20 protein-coding genes are annotated in these 19,254 nt (G+C 66.8%); 14 read left to right on the top strand and 6 right to left on the bottom strand.

Going from position 1 to position 19,254, the window contains the following annotated elements; all coding sequences use genetic code 11:
• Positions 1 to 2: 2 nt before the first annotated feature.
• A complete protein-coding gene (locus tag SNE35_RS27500) occupies positions 3 to 902 on the top strand; it encodes an amino acid ABC transporter substrate-binding protein (RefSeq protein WP_320426247.1) in 900 nt (299 codons plus the stop codon).
• 3 nt (positions 903 to 905) lie between these two features.
• Here SNE35_RS27500 and SNE35_RS27495 read toward each other — a convergent pair whose 3' ends face one another.
• Positions 906 to 2,114, bottom strand: a complete 1,209-nt coding sequence (locus tag SNE35_RS27495) for a hypothetical protein (RefSeq protein WP_320426246.1) — start codon at positions 2,112 to 2,114, stop codon at positions 906 to 908.
• 255 nt (positions 2,115 to 2,369) lie between these two features.
• Between SNE35_RS27495 and SNE35_RS27490 the strand changes: the two genes are divergently transcribed.
• The 3 genes from SNE35_RS27490 to SNE35_RS27480 all read left to right on the top strand — a co-directional run bounded on the left by SNE35_RS27490 (position 2,370) and on the right by SNE35_RS27480 (position 4,461).
• Positions 2,370 to 3,029: a PEP-CTERM sorting domain-containing protein gene (locus SNE35_RS27490; protein ID WP_320426245.1), complete on the top strand. Its 660-nt coding sequence runs from the start codon at positions 2,370 to 2,372 to the stop codon at positions 3,027 to 3,029.
• 116 nt (positions 3,030 to 3,145) lie between these two features.
• Positions 3,146 to 3,577, top strand: a complete 432-nt coding sequence (locus tag SNE35_RS27485) for a hypothetical protein (RefSeq protein WP_320426244.1) — start codon at positions 3,146 to 3,148, stop codon at positions 3,575 to 3,577.
• A 65-nt stretch (positions 3,578 to 3,642) separates the two neighbouring features.
• On the top strand, positions 3,643 to 4,461 hold the full coding sequence (locus SNE35_RS27480; protein ID WP_320426243.1) for a hypothetical protein: 819 nt from the start codon (positions 3,643 to 3,645) through the stop codon (positions 4,459 to 4,461).
• Positions 4,462 to 4,466: 5 nt separating this feature from the next.
• Here SNE35_RS27480 and SNE35_RS27475 read toward each other — a convergent pair whose 3' ends face one another.
• Positions 4,467 to 5,075 carry a TetR/AcrR family transcriptional regulator gene (locus tag SNE35_RS27475; RefSeq protein ID WP_320426242.1) on the bottom strand — a complete coding sequence of 203 codons (609 nt, stop codon included), beginning with the start codon at positions 5,073 to 5,075 and terminating at the stop codon, positions 4,467 to 4,469.
• Between the two features lie 111 nt (positions 5,076 to 5,186).
• Here SNE35_RS27475 and SNE35_RS27470 point away from each other — a divergent pair, with 111 nt between their 5' ends.
• The gene (locus SNE35_RS27470) at positions 5,187 to 5,819 is read left to right on the top strand and encodes a hypothetical protein (RefSeq protein ID WP_320426241.1); all 633 of its coding nucleotides are present in this window, start codon (positions 5,187 to 5,189) and stop codon (positions 5,817 to 5,819) included.
• Here the strand turns inward: SNE35_RS27470 and SNE35_RS27465 are convergent.
• Together SNE35_RS27465 and SNE35_RS27460 are read right to left on the bottom strand one after the other, a co-directional pair.
• Complete coding sequence (locus SNE35_RS27465; protein WP_320426240.1) at positions 5,812 to 7,158, bottom strand: sigma-54-dependent transcriptional regulator; 1,347 nt, start codon at positions 7,156 to 7,158, stop codon at positions 5,812 to 5,814. The two genes, SNE35_RS27470 and SNE35_RS27465, sit on opposite strands and share 8 nt — an antisense overlap.
• Entirely contained in the window at positions 7,151 to 9,025 is a 1,875-nt protein-coding gene (locus SNE35_RS27460) for a sensor histidine kinase (RefSeq protein ID WP_320426239.1), read from the bottom strand. Before SNE35_RS27460 ends, SNE35_RS27465 begins: the two co-directional genes overlap by 8 nt.
• A 225-nt stretch (positions 9,026 to 9,250) precedes the next feature.
• On the opposite strand from SNE35_RS27460, the gene SNE35_RS27455 reads away from it, so the two are divergent.
• The 7 genes from SNE35_RS27455 to SNE35_RS27425 all read left to right on the top strand — a co-directional run bounded on the left by SNE35_RS27455 (position 9,251) and on the right by SNE35_RS27425 (position 15,277).
• Positions 9,251 to 10,174, top strand: coding sequence for a branched-chain amino acid ABC transporter permease (locus SNE35_RS27455; RefSeq protein WP_320426238.1), 924 nt, complete (start codon positions 9,251 to 9,253; stop codon positions 10,172 to 10,174).
• A 16-nt stretch (positions 10,175 to 10,190) separates the two neighbouring features.
• Positions 10,191 to 11,276: a branched-chain amino acid ABC transporter permease gene (locus tag SNE35_RS27450; protein ID WP_320426237.1), complete on the top strand. Its 1,086-nt coding sequence runs from the start codon at positions 10,191 to 10,193 to the stop codon at positions 11,274 to 11,276.
• 21 nt (positions 11,277 to 11,297) lie between these two features.
• The gene (locus SNE35_RS27445) at positions 11,298 to 12,077 is read left to right on the top strand and encodes an ABC transporter ATP-binding protein (protein WP_320426236.1); all 780 of its coding nucleotides are present in this window, start codon (positions 11,298 to 11,300) and stop codon (positions 12,075 to 12,077) included.
• Between the two features lie 16 nt (positions 12,078 to 12,093).
• Positions 12,094 to 12,819 (top strand): ABC transporter ATP-binding protein, encoded by a 726-nt coding sequence (locus SNE35_RS27440; protein WP_320426235.1) that lies wholly within the window; start codon positions 12,094 to 12,096, stop codon positions 12,817 to 12,819.
• 46 nt (positions 12,820 to 12,865) lie between these two features.
• Positions 12,866 to 13,972 (top strand): branched-chain amino acid ABC transporter substrate-binding protein, encoded by a 1,107-nt coding sequence (locus SNE35_RS27435; RefSeq protein WP_320426234.1) that lies wholly within the window; start codon positions 12,866 to 12,868, stop codon positions 13,970 to 13,972.
• A gap of 118 nt (positions 13,973 to 14,090) precedes the next feature.
• Positions 14,091 to 14,861 carry a LamG-like jellyroll fold domain-containing protein gene (locus SNE35_RS27430; protein WP_320426233.1) on the top strand — a complete coding sequence of 257 codons (771 nt, stop codon included), beginning with the start codon at positions 14,091 to 14,093 and terminating at the stop codon, positions 14,859 to 14,861.
• Positions 14,862 to 14,869: 8 nt separating this feature from the next.
• Positions 14,870 to 15,277 (top strand): DUF1801 domain-containing protein, encoded by a 408-nt coding sequence (locus tag SNE35_RS27425; protein WP_320426232.1) that lies wholly within the window; start codon positions 14,870 to 14,872, stop codon positions 15,275 to 15,277.
• On the opposite strand, the gene SNE35_RS27420 is transcribed toward SNE35_RS27425, so the two are convergent.
• Positions 15,274 to 16,257, bottom strand: a complete 984-nt coding sequence (locus SNE35_RS27420; RefSeq protein ID WP_320426231.1) for a LysR family transcriptional regulator — start codon at positions 16,255 to 16,257, stop codon at positions 15,274 to 15,276. The two genes, SNE35_RS27425 and SNE35_RS27420, sit on opposite strands and share 4 nt — an antisense overlap.
• A gap of 135 nt (positions 16,258 to 16,392) precedes the next feature.
• Here SNE35_RS27420 and SNE35_RS27415 point away from each other — a divergent pair, with 135 nt between their 5' ends.
• Positions 16,393 to 17,139, top strand: coding sequence for an SDR family oxidoreductase (locus tag SNE35_RS27415; RefSeq protein ID WP_320426230.1), 747 nt, complete (start codon positions 16,393 to 16,395; stop codon positions 17,137 to 17,139).
• 4 nt (positions 17,140 to 17,143) lie between these two features.
• Here SNE35_RS27415 and SNE35_RS27410 read toward each other — a convergent pair whose 3' ends face one another.
• Entirely contained in the window at positions 17,144 to 18,076 is a 933-nt protein-coding gene (locus SNE35_RS27410; protein ID WP_320426229.1) for a LysR family transcriptional regulator, read from the bottom strand.
• A gap of 99 nt (positions 18,077 to 18,175) precedes the next feature.
• Between SNE35_RS27410 and SNE35_RS27405 the strand changes: the two genes are divergently transcribed.
• The gene (locus SNE35_RS27405) at positions 18,176 to 19,252 is read left to right on the top strand and encodes a BMP family ABC transporter substrate-binding protein (protein WP_320426228.1); all 1,077 of its coding nucleotides are present in this window, start codon (positions 18,176 to 18,178) and stop codon (positions 19,250 to 19,252) included.
• The last annotated feature ends 2 nt before the right edge of the window (positions 19,253 to 19,254 follow it).

Genomic DNA, 19,254 nt, shown 5'->3' with positions numbered 1-19,254 from the left:
CCATGCGCCGCGCACTCAGTGCGTTTGTGTTTCTTCTCGCCGCGGCTTCGGCCGGCGCGGCGCCCGAGGGCCCGTCGCTGGCTCGCATCCGCAGTACCGGCGTCATCGTCGCCGGCTATCGCCCGAGTTCGCCGCCGTTCTCCTACCTCGATGCGCGGCTGAAGCCGATCGGCTACACGGTGACCCTGTGCGAGCGCGTGATCGCGGCGCTGAAGGCGGACCTCGGTCTGCCGGGCCTGGAGACGAAGTGGGTGGCCGTCACCTCGGCGACGCGGATGCCGATGGTGGCCAACGGCATGCTGGACCTGGAGTGCGGCATCACGACGAACAACGCCGAGCGTGCGCGCAGCCAGGGCTTCTCGCTGACGATCTTCGTGGCGCAGACGCGGCTGCTGTCGCGCCGAGCCGATCCGATCCGCAACCTCGACGACCTGCGCGGCAAGCCGGTCGTCTCGACGATCGGCACCACCAGCATCCAGTACCTGCACGAGATCAATGAGCGCCAGGGGCTGGAGCTGCACATCCTGGCGGGCCTCGACGACCCCGAGAGCTTCCGCACGCTGCAGGCCGGGCGGGCGCTGGCCTACATGATGGACGACGTGCTGCTGCGCAGCCTGCAGATGCAGCAGCCAAACCCGGACGAGTACATGATCTCCGCCGAGCCGCTGACGGTGGAGCCTTATGGCATCGGCCTGAATCGCGAGGACGCGGCCTTCAAGCTCAAGGTGGACGCCGTGCTGCGCAATCTCTACCGCAGCGGCGAGATCCGCGAGATCTACCGCCAGTGGTTCGAATCGCCGATCCCGCCGCGCGGCGTGAACCTGCAGATGCCGATGAGCGCGGCGTTCAAGAAGATCATCGACAAGCCGACGGATTCGGCGGATCCGGGGCGATACCGCTAGCGTTCAGGGCGCTTCAGGCAACTCGTAGCGCATGACCAGCGCCGCGGGGAGCGGCGGATAGTTCATCTTCAGCCGGTAGCCGACGAAGTCTTCCGCCGCCCAGTTCATCCGCGTCATGACGAGGTCGAACATCTCGGCGTAGCGGGGCACTTCCAGCGTCAGCGGTGCGGGCGCCGGGATGCCCAGCTCGATCAAGGGATCGTTCAAGGGCAGCCGGCTGCGCTCGGGATCCTGCTCGTGCAGTTCGATCAGGCTGGATAGCGTCACGCTGGGCGGCATCACGTCCGCGATCGACTTGTGGACGAACAGGTCGACGATCGCGACCTCGCTGGGTACGTTCAGGTAGTTCATGAACCGCGACAGGCGATCGGCCTCGCTGCGGACGTGCGGCATGCGGCGAAGGATCTTGCCGAAGACGCAGGAGAGTTGGCCGGCGTTGCCCACCGGCCCGGGATCGAGCGACACGGTCGTCCGCCCGCCCTCGGCGCGCAGGCTGAACTGAGGGACCGGGTCCGTGCAGAAATCGTGCAGCAGCGGGACGTCCGAGGACGAGCGGAGGTCGAGCGCCTCGGGCGCGCCGATAGCCATCGAATCGCCGCTGTCGTGGCGGCTCATCTGGCGCGACATCACCCACGAGAGGTTCTCGCGCAGGCGGCGGAAACCGATCCAGGCCTTGATGTTCACGAGATCCACCTGCCCGGCGATCGTCGTCTCACCCGCCGTCGGTCCGACGTACCAGGACGCGAAGTTCACCTTGGCCTGGGCGCCCCAGATGGAGCTTGCGCCGAGGAAGAATTGCTTGCGCTGGTTCTCCTGCTGCTGCAGCGCCTGGTCGACCTGGGACAGCCCGCTGCCCATGATGTCGAACACGGCGCGGTCGCCGCAGTGCGTCTCGATCAGTTCATCGAAAGTGCCGGCGGCCTGGCGCACCTGAGCCAGCAGCGCGGCGGCGACACCCGCCTGCTCGGCGCGCTTGAGGATGATCCCCAGGCCCTCGTTGCCCGGCAGGTGCTGCAGCGCTACGTAGGCGTCTCGCAACTGGATGACCTTGACGACCTTCCAGGAAAGCTGCCGGTTCAGGCCCCAGCGCCGGGCCATCGATTGCGGGTCCGAAGGATCGAGGCCCGCGGCCAGCATCAGGGAAGACAGGGCGGCGCGAATCTGCCTTGCGACGCGATCAAGATCAGTGGCGAAATGCGGAACGGTGGTCAAGATTGGAGCGCCTGCGTCGGCGGTAGAGGGTTCACTTTGGTGCGCCTGACCGCGTCGACGCACCCTTCTCGAACAAGGCGGCGCGAGGATAACCGATGCCCATGCGCAGCCTTCAAAACCCTAGGGAATGTCCCACCGGAAATATCACTGAAAACATTTGCAGTGCAATTTGAACGCAATTAACCTGACGGTCAGCCTCGGTTGTTCAGCGGCTACTCCACCTCTTTCGCGTTCCACGACAACTGGAGAATTTGCATGTACACGACTTCCTTCCGTCCGTTCCTGCGCGCTGCCGCTGCGACGGCCTTCCTCGGCCTGGCTCTCGCCGGCGCCGCCAGCGCCACGGACGTGACCACCTACGCGGACCCAACGCTGTTCGACCAGGCCGCTCCGGGTCTCTCCACCTATGTCTTTCCCGCCGGTGACGGCGATGGCGGCTTCGAGCCGCGTCCGTACATCCTCGGCCCGCTGGGCTTCAGCACCTACCAGCACTTCACGCACCCGTACCTCGAGAGCGACGGTGCCTATGGCGCGGGGAACTATCTGGCGATGATCGGCATTCCGGGCGTCAACGCGGCGATGGACACGCAGGTCGACGGCATCTACGCGCTGGGCTTCAACCTCGGCACCTACGACGGCGCCGACACGATCACCGTAACGATCAACTTCGGCCAGTCCGTGGGGACCTTCGACACCAGCGGCGGCGTGGGCACATCCACCTTCTTCGGCATCGTCAGCTCCGATCCGATCACGCAAATCACGTTCACTGCCGCGACCGGCGAAGAAATCGACATCCTCAACTTCAAGGCGAACGCCATCTCGGCGGTGCCGGAACCCGCCTCCATGGCACTCGCGCTGGCGGGGCTCGGCGTTGTTGGCGTCGTGGCGCGGCGCCGCAAGATCACGCAGGGCTGAGAGATCGTCATTCAGCAACACGGGCGACGCTCGTCGAAGCGTCGCCTGCTTACCTGGAAATGCCGAAGTTCCAACTGGGTCCGAATGATCGCTACGCGCGGTCCACACCGCTATCGATGCTTCCGATCAACGCTCGCGCTCGCATCCAGCTGGAACGGATGGGTGTGCGCTGTCTCGGCGACCTGGCCCAGATCGCCGAAGCGGACCTTCGCGCCAACGGGCATATCGGTGCGACCTCGCTGGAACGGCTCTGTGTCCTGCTGCGATCGGTCGCGGTGGACTTTGCCGAGCTGACCACGCTTCCACAGGAACTCCCGAAATCCGTGCCGCGCACGCCCGATACGGATGAAACGCCCGTGGTCGCACTTCGCCCCTGGTTGGGTGCGGTCGTCAACAAGCTTCAAGCTGCCGATCTGAATACCCTGGGTGCGGTCCGCGCCGCGAGCCGGGCCGCGCGTCTTTCGCGCATTCCGGGTCTCGGGATGCGATCGGAGGCGCTTATCGATCATTTCCTCCACGAGATCGCTCCCGATCGACCCACTGCTTAGTTCGCGCCGGCCTGAACAGATGACGCTTGCCTCGGCGATCGAGTCGCGGTTACGCTCGTCGGGCCATGTCATCAATTCGCAATATTTTTTCGATAGGCCTCGCCGGCGCGGACGCTGGCGTGCTGTCGTGGTGGCGGGCGCTTCGCGCGCTCGCCGTGCTGAACATCTGCCTGTGGCTGGCCGTGCTGTACTTCGGGCCGGTCAGCGGTGCCCACGGCGGCTTGCAACTGGCCTTGTCCGGCGTCTACGTGCTGGTGTGTGCCTACCGCTCGATACTGCCCCGGGTCGACCTGGAGCGATTGGTGGTCGTGGACACGCGGCTGTCCAGCATCTTCCTGGGCCGCACGGCGGCCACAGTGGCCGAGATCTGCTTTGCGCTCCAACTGGGGCTGCTGGTCCACCAACTGGGCGCGCACGCCGGCCTGCCTTGGGTGCAGACGGCCGCCTGGACCGTGCCGGTGTTCATGGTCGTGGCCCAGGGCTTCTGCTGGCACAGCGTGCTGACCTTGAACCACATCACGCAGGCCTGTGAGTCGCTGCTCTGGGCCGCCGGCTTTTCGTGGATGGCGGCGCTGCTGGCCATCATCGCGCTCGACAGCAACGGGTGGGTCAGCGCACTGGCGATCTTCGGCATCCTGGGCTCGACGGCCTTCGTGGCCTACGTGCTGAGTGTGGACGTGCCGATGTACTGGCGCCGCTACCGCCACGGCCGCTCGAGCGGCCTGGTCTACATGCCGCTGAACCAGGGCGCGCGCGACGCCTGGAACCGCCGCGTGCCGACCGGCAACTGGGCCGCATGGAAGGCCGACGCGCTCTGGCTGACGCCGTACTTCAGCTTCGGCGTCTGGATCAGCATCGCGATCGTCTGCGTGCCCAGCGCCTGAACGGCTCATTTACCCGTCGGTACGAGCATCGATCCGACGCTGGACTGAAACAGCGCTTGCATTTCGCTCGCCGGCTCCTTCATCCCGTTCTCCGTCCACCAGGCCAGCAGCGCTGCCAGGTTGGCGACGATGAGGCGGGCGGCGATGGGCGGCTCTAGCGGCGCGCGTAAGGACCACCCCGCTGAGAGACGCTCGGTCAGGATCTCAGCCGCTCGCTCTTCCAGCACTTCCTGCACGATGCGCAGCGACCGTGCGGCGGCGGAGCGCCCCGCCACGAGGCGGTAAAGCATCGGGACCTCGCGGACATGCGCGAACAGCGGCATCGCGTCGAGCAGGTCCGGTTGATCCGGACCGCCCCTGAGCATGGCCCCCAGGACCTGGCGAAGCTGGACACGCAGCAGCTCGTCCTTGGACGTGTAGTGCTCGTAGAAGGTGGCGCGGCCGACGTTGGCCTCGCGCACGATGTCGCTCACGCCGACACTCTCATAGCCGCGCTTCTGGAGCAGCAGCAGGAAGGCCTTGTCGATGCTTTGCCGCGTCCGCGAGATCCGGCGGTCGACGACGGGTTTCCGGACACTTTCGCGTGGGCGTCCGCTAGTGGACAGGGCCGGCATGTTGCGGGTGGAGTTGGATGAGGATGCGGCGAATGATAGGGGCCGTCTCCACTCGCAAATCGCCTCATGTCACCCGTGCGTCTCCGTTCCTTCGCCGCCGCCGCGTTGCCCATGCTCCTGCCCGTGCTGCTGGTGCTGGTCTTCGCCATGCACCTGCGCAGCCTGCCGCAGTTCCTCGATTTCCGCCTGCACTACGAGCCGACGCCGCCGGCGCTCATCGTGCCGTGGCTGATCGCGCACGGCGCGCAGCGCCCGCTGCTGCACGACCCGCACGTCATCGCCTATCTCGCGCTGCCGCTGTTCCTCGCCACGGCCTGGGCGCTGCATCGGCTCGGGCGGGCGCGGCGGCCCGTGGCCAGCGCCTTGGCATGCGCCACGACAGTGGTCGGCACGATCTACCTGGGTGGTCTGTTCGGCATGTGGACCGCGTTCTATGGCGGCCTGGCCCACGTCGATCCGAGCCAGGTCGAAGGTGCCATCGCGACCTTCGCCGCAATGAGCGCGCCGCGTGGCGCGTTCCTGCTCACGACGACGCTCGCCAAGCTCGCGTTCGTCGGCCTGGCATTGCAAGGCCTGGTCCTCTGGGGTCGCGACCTTCGCGCGCGGGTGGGGACGGCATGCATCGTCGCCGGAGCCGCACTATTCCTCGCGTTCTGGGATCTGGACAACTGGATGCTGGTGGGTAGCCTTCTGCTGCTGCTCGGTATCGCAGTGAGCCGTCGTCCCGCGCACCCCGCTACCTGAACTGATCCGCATCGATCCCATGCCGATGCAGCTTGTCGTACAGCGTCTTCTTCGCGATGCCCAGCAGCTCCATCGTCGCCGGGATCTTGCCCTGGGTACGACGCAGGGCCTGCTCGATCAGCGTCTTCTCGACCAGTTCCATCTGCCGCGCCAGCGATAGCGGCGGGATGTCCTGCACGGCTGCTGCGGCGCTGCCATCGAGCTCGTCCAGCGCCAGCACGAAGCGGTCGGCGGCGTTGCGGATCTCGCGCACATTGCCGGGCCAGTCGTGCGCCATCAGCTCGCCCAGGCGGGCCGAGGTCAGCTCCGGGGCTTCGCGCTCGTAGCGGGCGCTGGCCTGGGCGACGAAGTGCTGGAACAGCAGCGGGATGTCCTCGCGGCGCTCGCGCAGCGGCGGCAGCTGCAGCGTGGCGACGTTGAGGCGGTAGTAGAGGTCGCTGCGGAAGCTGCCTTGCTCGCCCATCTCGCGCAGGTCGGCCTTGCTGGCGGCGATGAAGCGCACGTTGATCGGCAGCTCGTCGTTGGAGCCGAGCCGCTCGATCCGGCGCTCCTGCAGCACGCGCAGCAGCTTGATCTGCAGCACGATCGGCATGGTCTCGATCTCGTCGAGCAGCAGGGTGCCGCCGTTGGCATGCTCGATCTTGCCGATGCGGCGCTTCGCGGCCGAGGTGAATGAACCCTGCTCGTGGCCGAACAGCTCGCTCTCGAACAGCGCCTCCGGCAGGCCGCCGCAGTTGATCGCGACGAAGTTGCGGTCGCGCCGGCTGCTCTGGTCGTGCAGGCAGCGGGCCACCAGTTCCTTGCCGCTGCCGGTCTCGCCCAGGATCATCACGTCGGCCGAGGTTCCGGCCAAGGTCAGCACGCGGCGCCGCAGCTGCTGCATCACCGGCGAGTTGCCCAGCAGCACCGCCTCAATGCCGTTGAAGCGCTGCAGCTGCGTGCGCATGTCTTCCAGCGCAGCGCGCATCAAGCGTGCCTCGAGCGCGCGCTTGGCCGTGTCGACCAGGCGCTCGGGCGGGAAGGGCTTCTCGATGAAGTCGTAGGCGCCTGCGCGCATCGCACCGACGGCCATCGCCACGTCGCCATGCGCGGTGATCAAGGTCACCGGGATGCCAGGATCGGTGGCGAGCACATGGTCCAGCAGGGCCAGGCCGTCCATGCCGGGCAGGCGCACATCGGTGACGACGATCAGCTGCGCGCCGGGCGCGATCAGCGGCAGCGCTTCCTCGGCCGAGCCGCAGGCGACCACGGACAGGCCCGCGAGTTCCAGCGTCTGCGTGAGGCTGGCGCGCACGGGCGGATCGTCTTCGACGAAAAGGACTTGGTAGCCGTCAAACATCGCTGGAGTCTTGGAGAGCCGGGAGATCGAATTCGAAGCGCATGCCGCCGCCGTTGTTGCGTTGCGCGTGCAAGGTGCCGCCGAAGTCGTGAATGATCTTGGACGAGATTACCAGCCCCAGGCCCAGGCCTTCGCCGGCCGGCTTGGTGGTGAAGAAGGGCTCGAACAGGCGCGGCAGCAGGTTCTCGCTCATGCCCCGGCCGGTGTCGTCCACGACGACCCGCACGCGGCCGTCGTCGCTGGCGGCGGCGCCGACCGTCAGCAGACGCTGCGGTTCACCGTGCATGGCGTCGATCGCGTTGCCGAACAGGTTGACGAGCACCTGCTCGAGCCGGTTGCCATCGCACAGCACACGCAGCGCGGGCGGCACATCGAGCTTCAGCGTGACGACGTCCTCGCGCAGCCGGTGGCCGACCAGCAGCAGCGCGTTCTCGATCGAGGTGAGCAAGGTCACCGGCGCGCCTTCCTGCTGCTCGGCCTTGCGCGCGAAGGTCTTCAGTTGGCGTGTGATGAGGCCCAGGCGCTCGACCATCGCGTCGATCGCGGTCAGGTTCTCGGCCACCGTGGCGTGCCGGCCCGCCTCCAGCAGCAGCAGGCCGTTGCGGGCCAGCGCGCGCATGGCGGTCAGCGGCTGGTTCACCTCGTGCGAGATGCCGGCCGACATCTGGCCCAGCACGGCCAGCTTGCCGGCCTGCACCAGCTCGTCCTCGGCTTTCACGCGCTGGCCGATCTGGTGCTTCAGCTCCTCGTTGGTGCTGCGCAGCTGCGCGGTGCGGGCGTCGACGAGGCGCTCCAGCTGCGCGTGGGCCTGCTGCAGTTGCGCCTGGGCTTGCGAGAGCTGGCGCAGCGCGCGGCGGCGCGAGGCCAGGTACAGGCCCAGCACGCCGGCGAAGGCGCCGAAGGCCGCGCCGCCCCAGCCGGCGTAGCGCGCCTGCCGGCGCACGCCACTGGGATCGGAGAGGGCGATCAGCCGCAGGCCCAGCGGCACCAGCGGGCGCTCCTGCGGCATCAGCACCGGGCCGGCCTTCTGGATCGCCTCCAGCGGCGGCATGCGCACCAGCGGCATGTCGCCGGGGGATTCGAGCGCCTCGGCGGGGATGCCCATGTCCTCGAAGCCCGCATCGGCGGGATAGCGGCCGCTGGCGCGCAATGCGGCGCGCTCGCTGTCCCGCGCGGCGCCGCTGCCACGGCCCAGCAGGAAGTAGCGCCAGCGCGGCACCGAACTCATGATGACCACGCCCTGCGCGTCGACCACCAGCAGCCGCTCGCCCTCGGAGCGCAGGCCCAGGTCCACCCAGGTGGCTTCCAGTGGCGCCAGGCTCACCTTGACGACCAGCGTGGCCGCGGCGCCGCCCTCGGACTGCAGCGGGTGCAGCAGGTAGTAGGCGAGGCTGGCGGCGCGTTCGTCCGCGGCGAAGAAGTGCGGCCGGCCGGCGTTCAAGGCTTCCCGCAGCCGCGGCGGGGGCGGGGATTGGGTCGATTGGGCGCCATCGCTGCTGGCCAGGACCTGCCCGTCCGGCGCGGCGATGAAGATCTGCATCGCACCGGCGCGCACATTGATGCGGGCCAGCGTCCGGCTGATCTGGGCCCGCAGCTTGATGTCCTGAGGCGACTGCACCAGTGCCTGCACCTGCGGATCGGTGGCCAGCAGGCCCGGCAGGTCGGCATGGCGGGCCAGCTCGGCGTCCAGCGTGTTGGAGTAGAGCTCCAGCCGCTCCAGGGTCATCGCGCTGAGCTGGGTCATGCCTGCCCGCTCGCTGACGCTCTGGCCGACGATCCAGCCCAACACCATCAGCAGCACCGTCACATAGACGTAGACGCTGGGCCGGGCGAGGCGTCGGATCAGGGTATTCAGGAACGGTGGCATCGGCGAGCAGTGTGCCTTGTTTGCCGGGTGCGGATTTCCACCCCGCCGGAGTGCCGGTAGTGCGGATTTCCGCCCTCTTGGCGTGCGCATGGCGCCCCTGCGGGCCGGCAGCGGCCCCGGTGGCTCGGTCCGGTCCTACGTGCTTACCCGCAACTCGTGATTTTTGGCACAGCGCTTGCGATCAGCCATTCCCATCGCGGTCAAACCGCATCCGGGACTCGAATGATGGAAACCTTGATCCAGCAAATCATCAACGGGCTGGTGCTCGGGAGCATGTATGCCCTCGTGGCGCTGGGCTACACGATGGTGTACGGGATCATCAACCTGATCAATTTCGCGCACGGCGAGATTCTGATGGTCGGTGGTCTGACGGCGTGGACGGTGGTGACGGCGCTGGACGGCGCTGGCCTGCCGGGCTGGCTGATGATGCTGATCGGCCTGATCTGCGCGATCGTCGTCTGCGCGGTGCTGAACTTCCTGGTCGAGAAGATCGCCTACCGGCCGCTGCGCAACGCGCCGCGCCTGGCGCCGCTGATCACCGCCATGGGCATGTCGCTGCTCTTGCAGACCCTGGCCATGATCATCTGGAAGCCGAACCCCAAGCCCTTCCCGCTGCTGCTGCCCACCGACCCGATCGACCTCGGCGGCCCGGTCATCACCGTCACCCAGTGCCTGATCCTGGGCCTGACCGTGGCGATCCTGGCGGCGCTGATGTGGCTGGTCAATCACACCAAGCTCGGCCGCGCGATGCGTGCCACCGCCGAGAACCCGCGCGTGGCGGGCCTGATGGGCGTGAAGCCCGACTTCATCATCTCCACCACCTTCGTTATCGGCGCCGTGCTGGCGGCCGTGGCCGGGCTGATGTGGGCGGCCAACTACGGCACCGTGCAGCACACGATGGGCTTCATGCCGGGCCTCAAGGCCTTCACGGCGGCGGTGCTGGGCGGCATCGGCAACCTCGCCGGCGCCATGCTCGGCGGCGTGCTGCTGGGCCTGATCGAAGCGATCGGCGCGGGCTACCTGGGCGACCTCACCGGCGACTTCCTGGGCAGCCAGTACACCGACATCTTCGCCTTCGTCTCGCTGATCCTGGTGCTTACGCTGCGCCCATCGGGCCTGCTGGGCGAACGCGTCGCCGATCGCGCCTGACCTGGAGCCCTTCAACATGAAACAAAACAAGCTCGTCGTCTTCCTGCTCTGCGCGCTGGGCCTGCTGGTCCTGCCGCTGTTCGTCCAGCAACTGGGCAACGGCCCGGTGCGCATCATCGACCTGGCGCTGCTCTACGTGCTGCTCGCGCTGGGTCTGAACATCGTCGTCGGCTACGCGGGTCTGCTGGACCTCGGCTATGTCGCCTTCTACGCCGTCGGCGCCTACATGTTCGCGCTGCTGGCCAGCCCGCAGCTCACCGCGAACTTCGACAACCTCGCCGCCAGCTTCCCCGAGGGGCTGCACACGCCGCTGATCATCATCATTCCGCTGGGCGCGGGGCTGGCGGCGCTGTTCGGCGTCGTGCTCGGCGCACCGACGCTGAAGCTGCGGGGTGACTACCTGGCCATCGTCACGCTGGGCTTCGGCGAGATCATCCGGGTGTTCATGAACAACCTGGACAACCCCGTCAACATCACCAACGGCCCGCGCGGCATCGGCCAGATCGACTCCTTCCACATCTTCGGCGTGGACCTGGGCAAGACCTGGCACGTCGGCGGCTTCGAGATCCCCTCGGTCAGCCTGTACTACTACCTGTTCCTGCTGCTGGTCGTGTTCAGCGTGATCATCTGCTACCGGCTCGAGAACTCGCGTATCGGCCGTGCCTGGATGGCCATCCGTGAAGACGAGATCGCCGCCAAGGCCATGGGCATCAACACCCGCAACATGAAGCTGCTGGCCTTCGGCATGGGCGCAACCTTCGGTGGCGTCTCCGGCACCATGTTCGCCAGCTTCCAGGGCTTCGTCAGCCCCGAGAGCTTCACGCTGCAGGAGTCGGTGATGATCGTCGCCATGGTCGTGCTGGGCGGCCTGGGCCACATCCCCGGCGTGATCCTGGGCGCGCTGCTGCTGTCGGCCCTGCCCGAAGTGCTGCGCTACGTCAGCGAGCCGCTGGTGCAGCTGACCGGCGGGCGGCTGGATGCCGCCATCCTGCGCCAGCTGCTGGTGGCCCTGGCCATGATCGGCGTGATGCTGGTGCGCCCTCGCGGCCTGTGGCCCGCGCCCGAGCACGGCAAGCTCATCTCGCTGCCATCGTCCAAATAAGAGGCCAGGGGAACCCTCACCATGACAGACAACATCGTCCTCAACGTCGCCGGCGTGTCCAAGCGCTTCGGCGGCCTGCAAGCCCTCTCCGAGGTCGGCATCCAGATCAAGGCCGGCCAGGTCTATGGCCTGATCGGCCCCAACGGCGCCGGTAAGACCACCTTCTTCAACGTCATCACCGGGCTCTACACGCCCGATGCCGGCAGCTTCAGCCTGGGCGGCACGCCCTACACCCCGCAGGCCGTGCACCAGGTGGCCAAAGCCGGCATCGCGCGTACCTTCCAGAACATCCGGCTGTTCGCCGACATGACCGCCATCGAGAACGTGATGGTGGGCCGCCACATCCGCACCAAGAGCGGCCTCTTCGGCGCCGTCTTCAGGAGCCCCAGCTTCAAGCAGGAAGAGGCGGCCATCCGCCAGCGCAGCCAGGAACTGCTGGACTACGTGGGTATCGGCAAGTTCGCCGAATACAAGGCTCGCACCTTGAGCTACGGCGACCAGCGGCGCCTCGAGATCGCCCGGGCGCTGGCCACCGATCCCAAGCTGATCGCGCTGGACGAACCGGCAGCCGGCATGAACGCGACCGAGAAGGTGGTGCTGCGCGAGCTGATCGACCGCATCCGCAACGACGGCCGCACGATCCTGCTGATCGAGCACGACGTGAAGCTGGTGATGGGCCTGTGTGACCGGCTCACGGTGCTGGACTACGGCAAGCAGATCGCCGAAGGATCGCCCGCCGAAGTGCAGGGCAACGAGAAGGTGATCGAGGCCTACCTCGGCGCCGGCCACAAGGCGCATTGAGAGCAGGACACAAGACATGGCAACAGCAACGAAAACCACCCTGCTCGAGGTGAAGAACCTGAAGGTCGCCTACGGCGGCATCCAGGCCGTCAAGGGCGTGAGCTTCGAGGTCCGGGAAGGCGAGCTCGTCAGCCTGATCGGCGCCAACGGCGCGGGCAAGACGACCACGCTGAAGGCCGTGACCGGCATCCAGCCGGTGGCCGACGGCGACATCCTGTACCTGGGCCAGTCCATCAAGGGCCGCGGTGCCTGGGACCTAGTGAAGCAGGGTCTGGTGATGGTGCCGGAGGGCCGCGGTACCTTCACGCGCATGACCATCACCGAGAACCTGCAGATGGGCGCCTACATCCGCAACGACAAGGAAGTGGACAGCGACATCGAGCGGATCTTCGGCATCTTCCCGCGGCTCAAGGAGCGGCGTAACCAGCTGGCCGGCACGATGAGCGGCGGCGAACAGCAGATGCTGGCGATGGGCCGGGCGCTGATGACGCGCCCGAAGGTGCTGCTGCTCGACGAACCCAGCATGGGCCTCTCGCCGATCATGGTGGACAAGATCTTCGAAGTGGTGAACGACATCCACGGCCAGGGCGTGACTGTGCTTCTGGTGGAGCAGAACGCCTCGCGCGCACTGCAGCTCGCCAACCGCGGCTACGTGATGGAGAGCGGCGAGGTGACGATGACCGGCGATGGCCAGGCGCTGCTGAACGATCCGAAGGTGCGTGCGGCCTATCTGGGCGAATGATTTGGCGAGTAAGTTCGCGAATGAAGTTGGAAGAGGAGACAAGTAGATGAAGAAGTCGATGATTGCAGCCGCCGCGCTGCTGACGGTGGCGGCTGCCGCGCAGGCCGAAGACCTGGTCGTGAAGATCGGCCTGACCGGCCCGCTGTCCGGTGCCAATGCCTTCGCCGGCAAGGACAACCAGAACGGCGTGCAGATGGCCGTCGATGAGGCCAACGCGAAGAAGATCCAGATCGGCGGCAAGACCCTGAAGCTGGAACTGAAGAGCGAGGACGACCAGTGCGACCCGAAGACCGGCGTCAGCGTCGCGCAGCGCTTCGTCGACTCCGGCGTCAAGTTCGTGCTCGGCCCTTACTGCTCGGGCGTGGCGATCCCGGCGTCCAAGGTCTATGACGAAGGCAAGGCGCTGATGTCCACCGTCGGCACCAACCCGCAGGTCACGACCGGCGGCTACGCAGGCGTGTTCCGCATCGTCGCGGCCGACGATCTGATCGGCCCCGGCATGGCCCGTTTCGCGCAAGCCAAGATGAAGGTCAAGACGGCCGCCGTGATGGACGACCGCACCGCCTTCGGCCAGGGCCTGGCCGACCAGTTCGCCAAGGAGGCGAAGGCGCTGGGCATCAACGTCGTCGCCCGCGAGTTCACGACCGACAAGGCGACCGACTTCAACGCCGTGCTGACCAAGCTGAAGGGCAAGTCGCCCGATGTGATCTTCTACGGCGGCTACGCCACCCAGGCCGGCCCGATGGCCCGCCAGATGAAGGGCCTGGGCCTGACGGCCAAGCTGCTCGGCGGCGACACGCTCTGCGTCCCCGAGGTCGGCAAGCTGGCCGGCGACGCCGCCAATGACACCGTCTACTGCGCCCAGGGCGGCGCCGTGATGGACAAGAGCTCGGCCTTCGCCGCCGCCTACAAGAAGAAGTTCAACCAGGATCCGGACGCCTACGCGGCCTCCTTCTACGACCAGACCCTGTTCATCGTCCAGCAGATGCAGAAGACCCAGTCCGTCGATGCGGCCAAGGTCGGCGCCTCGATGAAGACGGACAGCTACAAGGGCGTGGTCACGAGCTACAGCTACGACGACAAGGGCAACCTGAAGAACGCGCCGATCACGGTCTACACGTTCAAGAACGGGACGCTGGCGCCGGTCCAGTGACGGCTCGTTGTTGAGTGCAGCCCCCGATTTCGGGGGTGGGCGCTACGCCAGCGTAAACCTAGCATGCTTCGGCCTCGGGATGCCAATGCCCGCCGTAACAATGCACAAGGAACGTCGCATGAAACTCTCTAGCGTCAGCGCACCGGCTCTGGTTCTCCTCGTTGCAGCGACGGCGGCTCATGCCGCCGATCCGGTCCCGGTCGCGCAGTACAACTTCAATGGGACGCTGGCATCCAGCGTCGCCGGTGCCCCCGCATTGACGGTGACCGATCCGCTGGGCCTCAGCGGATTCGGGACCGACTCCGTCATGGGGAACACGCAGACTGTCTGGAATTTCCAGGGTAGCCGTACACCGGTGACCGACCAGGCTGGCTTGACGCTCAACACCGCCGGGCTGATCACCAGCAGCGACGTGTACTCGGTGGAGATGGTGTTCAAGTTCACCGAATCCGCCAATGCCTGGCGCCGCGTCATTGATGTGCAGAACCGCCAGAGCGACAACGGCTTCTACGTCGATCCGAGCAACAACCTGGATGTCTTCCCGGTGGCGGGCGGCGCGGCGTTCACCAACGACGTCTACCACGACGTCTTCCTCGTCAACAACGCCGGCGTCGTGACCTTCTATCTCGACGGCTCTGCGCAGGCGACGGTCACGACCAATGTGATGAACCTGGATGCCAGTCAGACGATGAATTTCTTCCTGGACAACGTCGTTGCGGGCGGCCAGGGCGAGTACTCGAGCGGAAGCATCTCGATGATCCGCGTCTACGACCAGGCCCTGGACACGGTTCCCCCGCCGGCGGTTCCGGAACCTGCAACGCTGGCCATGCTGCTCGCAGGCCTTGGCGTCGTCGGAGCAGCAGGCGCACGCAGGCAATCTCGTCGCTAACATGCCAGATGGCCGAGAACAAGACCAGGGCGACCGCCATCGGCCCTGACGGCTACATCTCCGCGATCACCGACGAGTCGAGGCGCCGTGATTGCGAGGCGCTGCTGGCCTTGATGAGCAAGGCCTCGGGCCATCCTGCCGTGATGTGGGGCACCGCCATCGTCGGATTCGGCCGTTACCAATATCCGCTCGCCAGCGGCAAGATGGGCGAGATCTGCGCCGTGGGTTTCTCTTCGCGTGCCAAGGACATTTCCATCTACGGCGTCGCCGGCACCGCCGGGGCGGAGGAGCTTCTTGCCCAGCTCGGGAAGCACAAGCTCGGCAAGGGCTGCCTTTACGTCAGCCGCCTTGAAGACGTCGATGGCAAGGTTCTCGAAAAGCTCGTGTCGCGCGCCGTCGCGGCGAAGCATTCCTAGCCGCGTCTGGAGGGTGTGCGAGGCTTTTTTCGCCCCTGGGTCTCAGCCGCGGCCAGCTCGCCCGCATCCAGCACGTACTCCGATGAGTGGCCCAGCCGTTCGATGGCGAGATCGATGAACGATCGCACGCGTGAGGGCTGCGCCGCGCGGCTGCCGTAGTAGACATAGACGCTCATATGGTCGGCCACGTGCTTCGTCAGCAAGGGTACGAGCCGACCCGAGCGGATCAGCGGCGCTGCCGACAGGGCGGACAGCAGGCCGATGGCGTGGCCCGCGAGCACGGCCTCGACTTCCACATCCGCGTCGTTGCTGGAAACGGTGGGTGGAAGATCGAGCGAGACCAGTTCGCCCTCGTTCTTGAGGAGCCAGGGCAACACCCGTCCGGTGGCCGAATGCCGCAGCACGCTGCATCGATGCGAGGCCAGTTGCTCGATCGAATCCGGTGCGCCATGGGCCGCGATGTACGCAGGCGCGGCGCAGACGATCAACTGCATCGCGCACAGGCGGCGAGCGGCGACGCCATCCTCCGGTGACGAGCCGATGCGAAACCCCAGGTCGGCGCGATCGAGGACCCAATCGCCGACGCGGTCGTTGAGATTCAGGTGCGGTTCGACCTGCGGGTGACGGCGGCAGAACTCGTCGACCAGGGGCCAGATCATGGGCTTGAACGCATAGCGGGGCGCGACGATGCGTAGTGGCCCGGCGATCTCGTCCTTGGCCGTGCGAACGCGATCGATCGCGCGTTCCAGCGTCGCCAGTGCGGGTCGGACGCCCTCCAGGAACTGCTGCCCCTCGAAGGTCAGCGCGATGCTACGCGTCGTGCGATGCAGCAGCCGCACGCCCAGCTGCTTCTCCAGGCCTGCCAGCGCCTTGCTCGCGGCCTGGGGACTGACACCCTGAGCCGCCGCAGCGCGGCGGATGCTGCCCAGTTCCACCGCCTTGGTAAACATGTCGATCGCGCGAATGTCGCTGATGGGCATTCCACTCTCCGCCTCAAGAATTGGGAGGCGCCAGTATCAACCCATGGTTGCTTCTGGATCAATCGCCAGGCTACTAGTTGGTGGACAGTCCCCTGCCTAAAGTGCGCCCGGTCGATTCATCCACAGGAGAGCGCCATGGGCGACAACATCGAAGGCAAGGTCATCGTCATCACCGGAGCCAGCAGCGGGCTGGGCCTCGCGGCAGCGCGCCTGCTGGGCGGGCAGGGCGCGCGCGTCGTGCTGGGCGCGCGGCGCATCGAACGCCTGCAGCAGATCGCCGACGAATTGAACGGCGCGGGGCTGCGCGCGCTGGCGATCGAGACCGACGTCACCGTGTGCGAGGAGGTGAAGCGGCTGGTCGACACCGCCGTGCAGACCTTCGGTCGCATCGACGTCATGGTCAACAACGCGGGCGTTATGCCGCAGTCGCCGCTGGAGCGCTTGAAGGTCGAGGAATGGGATCGGACGATCGACGTCAACCTGAAGGGCGTGCTCTACGGCATCGCAGCGGCGCTGCCGCACATGCAGCGGCAGATGGGCGGCCAGATCGTCAACGTGTCTTCCACGGCCGGCCACAAGATCATGCTCAACGGCGCCGTCTACAGCGCGACCAAGCATGCGGTGCGCGCGCTGTCGGAGGGTCTGCGGCAGGAGGTCAAGAACTGGAACATCCGCACCACCGTCATCTCGCCCGGCGCGGTGCTCAGCGAGCTGCCGGGAAGCTCTGCCGAGCAGGACATGAAGTCGCGCCTGGACGATTTCTACAAGTCCACCGCCATCCCCGCGGACTCCTTCGCACGCGCGTTGGCCTTCGCGATCGCCCAGCCCGAGGAGATGGATGTGAACGAGATCGTGTTCCGACCTACTCGTCAGATCCCGTGAACGCCTAGCTGCCCGAGCCGACGTAGATGTTGAACGACTCGATGTCCGCCAGGCAGCCGGCCATCAGGTCCACGAAGGCGCGCACCTTGCGGCTCGCGTAGCGCTGGCGCTGATAGGCGCAGTAGATGCGGCGCTGCTCCGGCTTCCAGCCGGGCAGCACCGGCTGCAGGATCTTGCGCTTGACCTCCGGTCGAGCGAAGAAGTCGGGCAGCAGCGCGATACCGAAGCCGTCGATGCAGAAGGTCTTCAAGGTCCAGTAGTCGTTGCTGACGATGGCGGGCCGCGCGGGCGCGTAGTTCGCGCTGCCGGTGGCGCTGTGCAGCAGCGCGGCGGCCGGCGCGTCGCGGCTGACGATGGCGCGGTGGCGGTGCAACTCCGCGGGCGTCTCGGGCAGGCCGTGGCGGTCGAGGTAGCCAGGGCTGGCGTAGAGCCCGTAGCCGAGGCGGCCCAGCGGCTTGGCGACGAGGTTGGGCAGGTCGGGCGGCTGCTCGCATACGTAGCAGTCCACCTCATCGGCAGCGGGCGCGTGCCATTGCCCGGCCACGTCGAGCTGGCAGTCCAGCTTCGGATGCTGCTCCAGGTAGAGCCGCGTCACATGGCAGACGAAGGTGGTGCTGAACTGCGGATCGCACAGCACGCGAAGCATGCCGGCCGTGCCGGCGTGCAGCTGCTGGACCTCGCTGTGCGCCGCCTCCAGCCGGCCGCTGACTTCGGCCAGCAAGGTCTCGCAATGGGCGTGGAAGGCGCGGCCGGCTTCGGTCAATTGCAGCTTGCGCGTCGTGCGGCTCAGCAGTTGCGCGCCGAGCTGCTGCTCCAGCTTGGCCAGCGCCCGGCTCAGCGTGGCCTTGGACTGGCCGCTCTGGCTCTCGGCCTGCGTCATGCTGCCGCTGCGGACGATCAGGTGGAAGGCTTCCACCAGCTTCAGGTCGATGGGCATCGCGCATTGTTTCAGAAGTGAAACGATGCATTTCAGGCCAGGCCTTACGCGCGCGCTGCTGCCTCGTTATCGTTGCAGCCTTTGCCGGGAGCCCAAAGCATGCGTCGTGGTTTCATCATCAAGGCGCTTGCCGCCATGGCGCTCGGCGCCGGTCTGGGCGGTGCCCATGCAGCCGAGCCGATGAAGGTGGCCTTCGTCTACCTCGGCCCGGTGGGCGACAGCGGCTGGACCTTCCAGCACGATCTCGGCCGGCGCGAGCTGGAGGCCAAGCTGGGCAGCAAGATCACCGTGCGCACGGTGCCTAGCGTCAACGAGGGCCCGGACTCCGAGCGGGTGATCCGCGAGCTTTCGGCCGACGGCAACAAGCTGATCTTCGCCGTGTCCTTCGGCTACATGCAGCCGGCCCTGCGCGTTGCCGCCGAGAACCCGGACAAGTTCTACACGACGGCCAGCGGCTACCTGACGGCGCCCAATGTGGGCGGCTACAACGCCAAGTGGCACGAGGGCGGCTACCTGGCCGGCATCATCGCGGCCAAGACCACAAAGTCCAACGTGCTGGGCTTCGTCGGTGCCTTGCCGGTGCCCGATGTGGTGTGGGACCTGAACGCCTTCACGCTCGGCGCGCGCAGCATCAATCCGAAGATCCAAGTGCGCACGGTCTTCGTCAACTCCTGGTACGACCCGCCGCGCGAGCGCGAGGCCGCCGTCACACTGATGAATGCCGGCGCCGACGTGTTGACCCATTTCACCGACACGCCCGCCGTCGTCACCGCCGCCGAGGAGCGCGGCGTGCCCAGCATCTCCTTTCACTCGGACATGCGCAAGTTCGCGCCCAAGCACTACCTGACCGGCATCACCCACCAGTGGGGCAGCTACTATACGCAGGTCACCCAGGAGGTGATGGCCGGTACCTGGAAGGGCCAGCTCTACTTCGGCGGCCTGAAGGAAGGCACGATTCGCATGGCGCCGTTCGGCGACAGCGTGCCCAAGGATGTGCGGGACTTCGTCAACGCAAAGCAGCAGGACATCGTCTCCGGCAAGTTGAAGGTCTTCGCGGGCCCGATCAAGGACCAGAAGGGCGTCGTCCGCGTGGCCGCCGGGTCGAGCTACCCCGATGCGGACCTGGGCAAGATGGACTGGTTCGTCGAGGGCGTCGTCGGCGGCCCGGGCCGCTGAGC

The sequence above is a fragment of the Roseateles agri genome (assembly GCF_034043675.1).
Classification (GTDB): domain Bacteria; phylum Pseudomonadota; class Gammaproteobacteria; order Burkholderiales; family Burkholderiaceae_C; genus KK5.
Note: the sequence above shows the minus strand (reverse complement) of the source record. Positions and strands in the feature narration are given on the sequence as shown.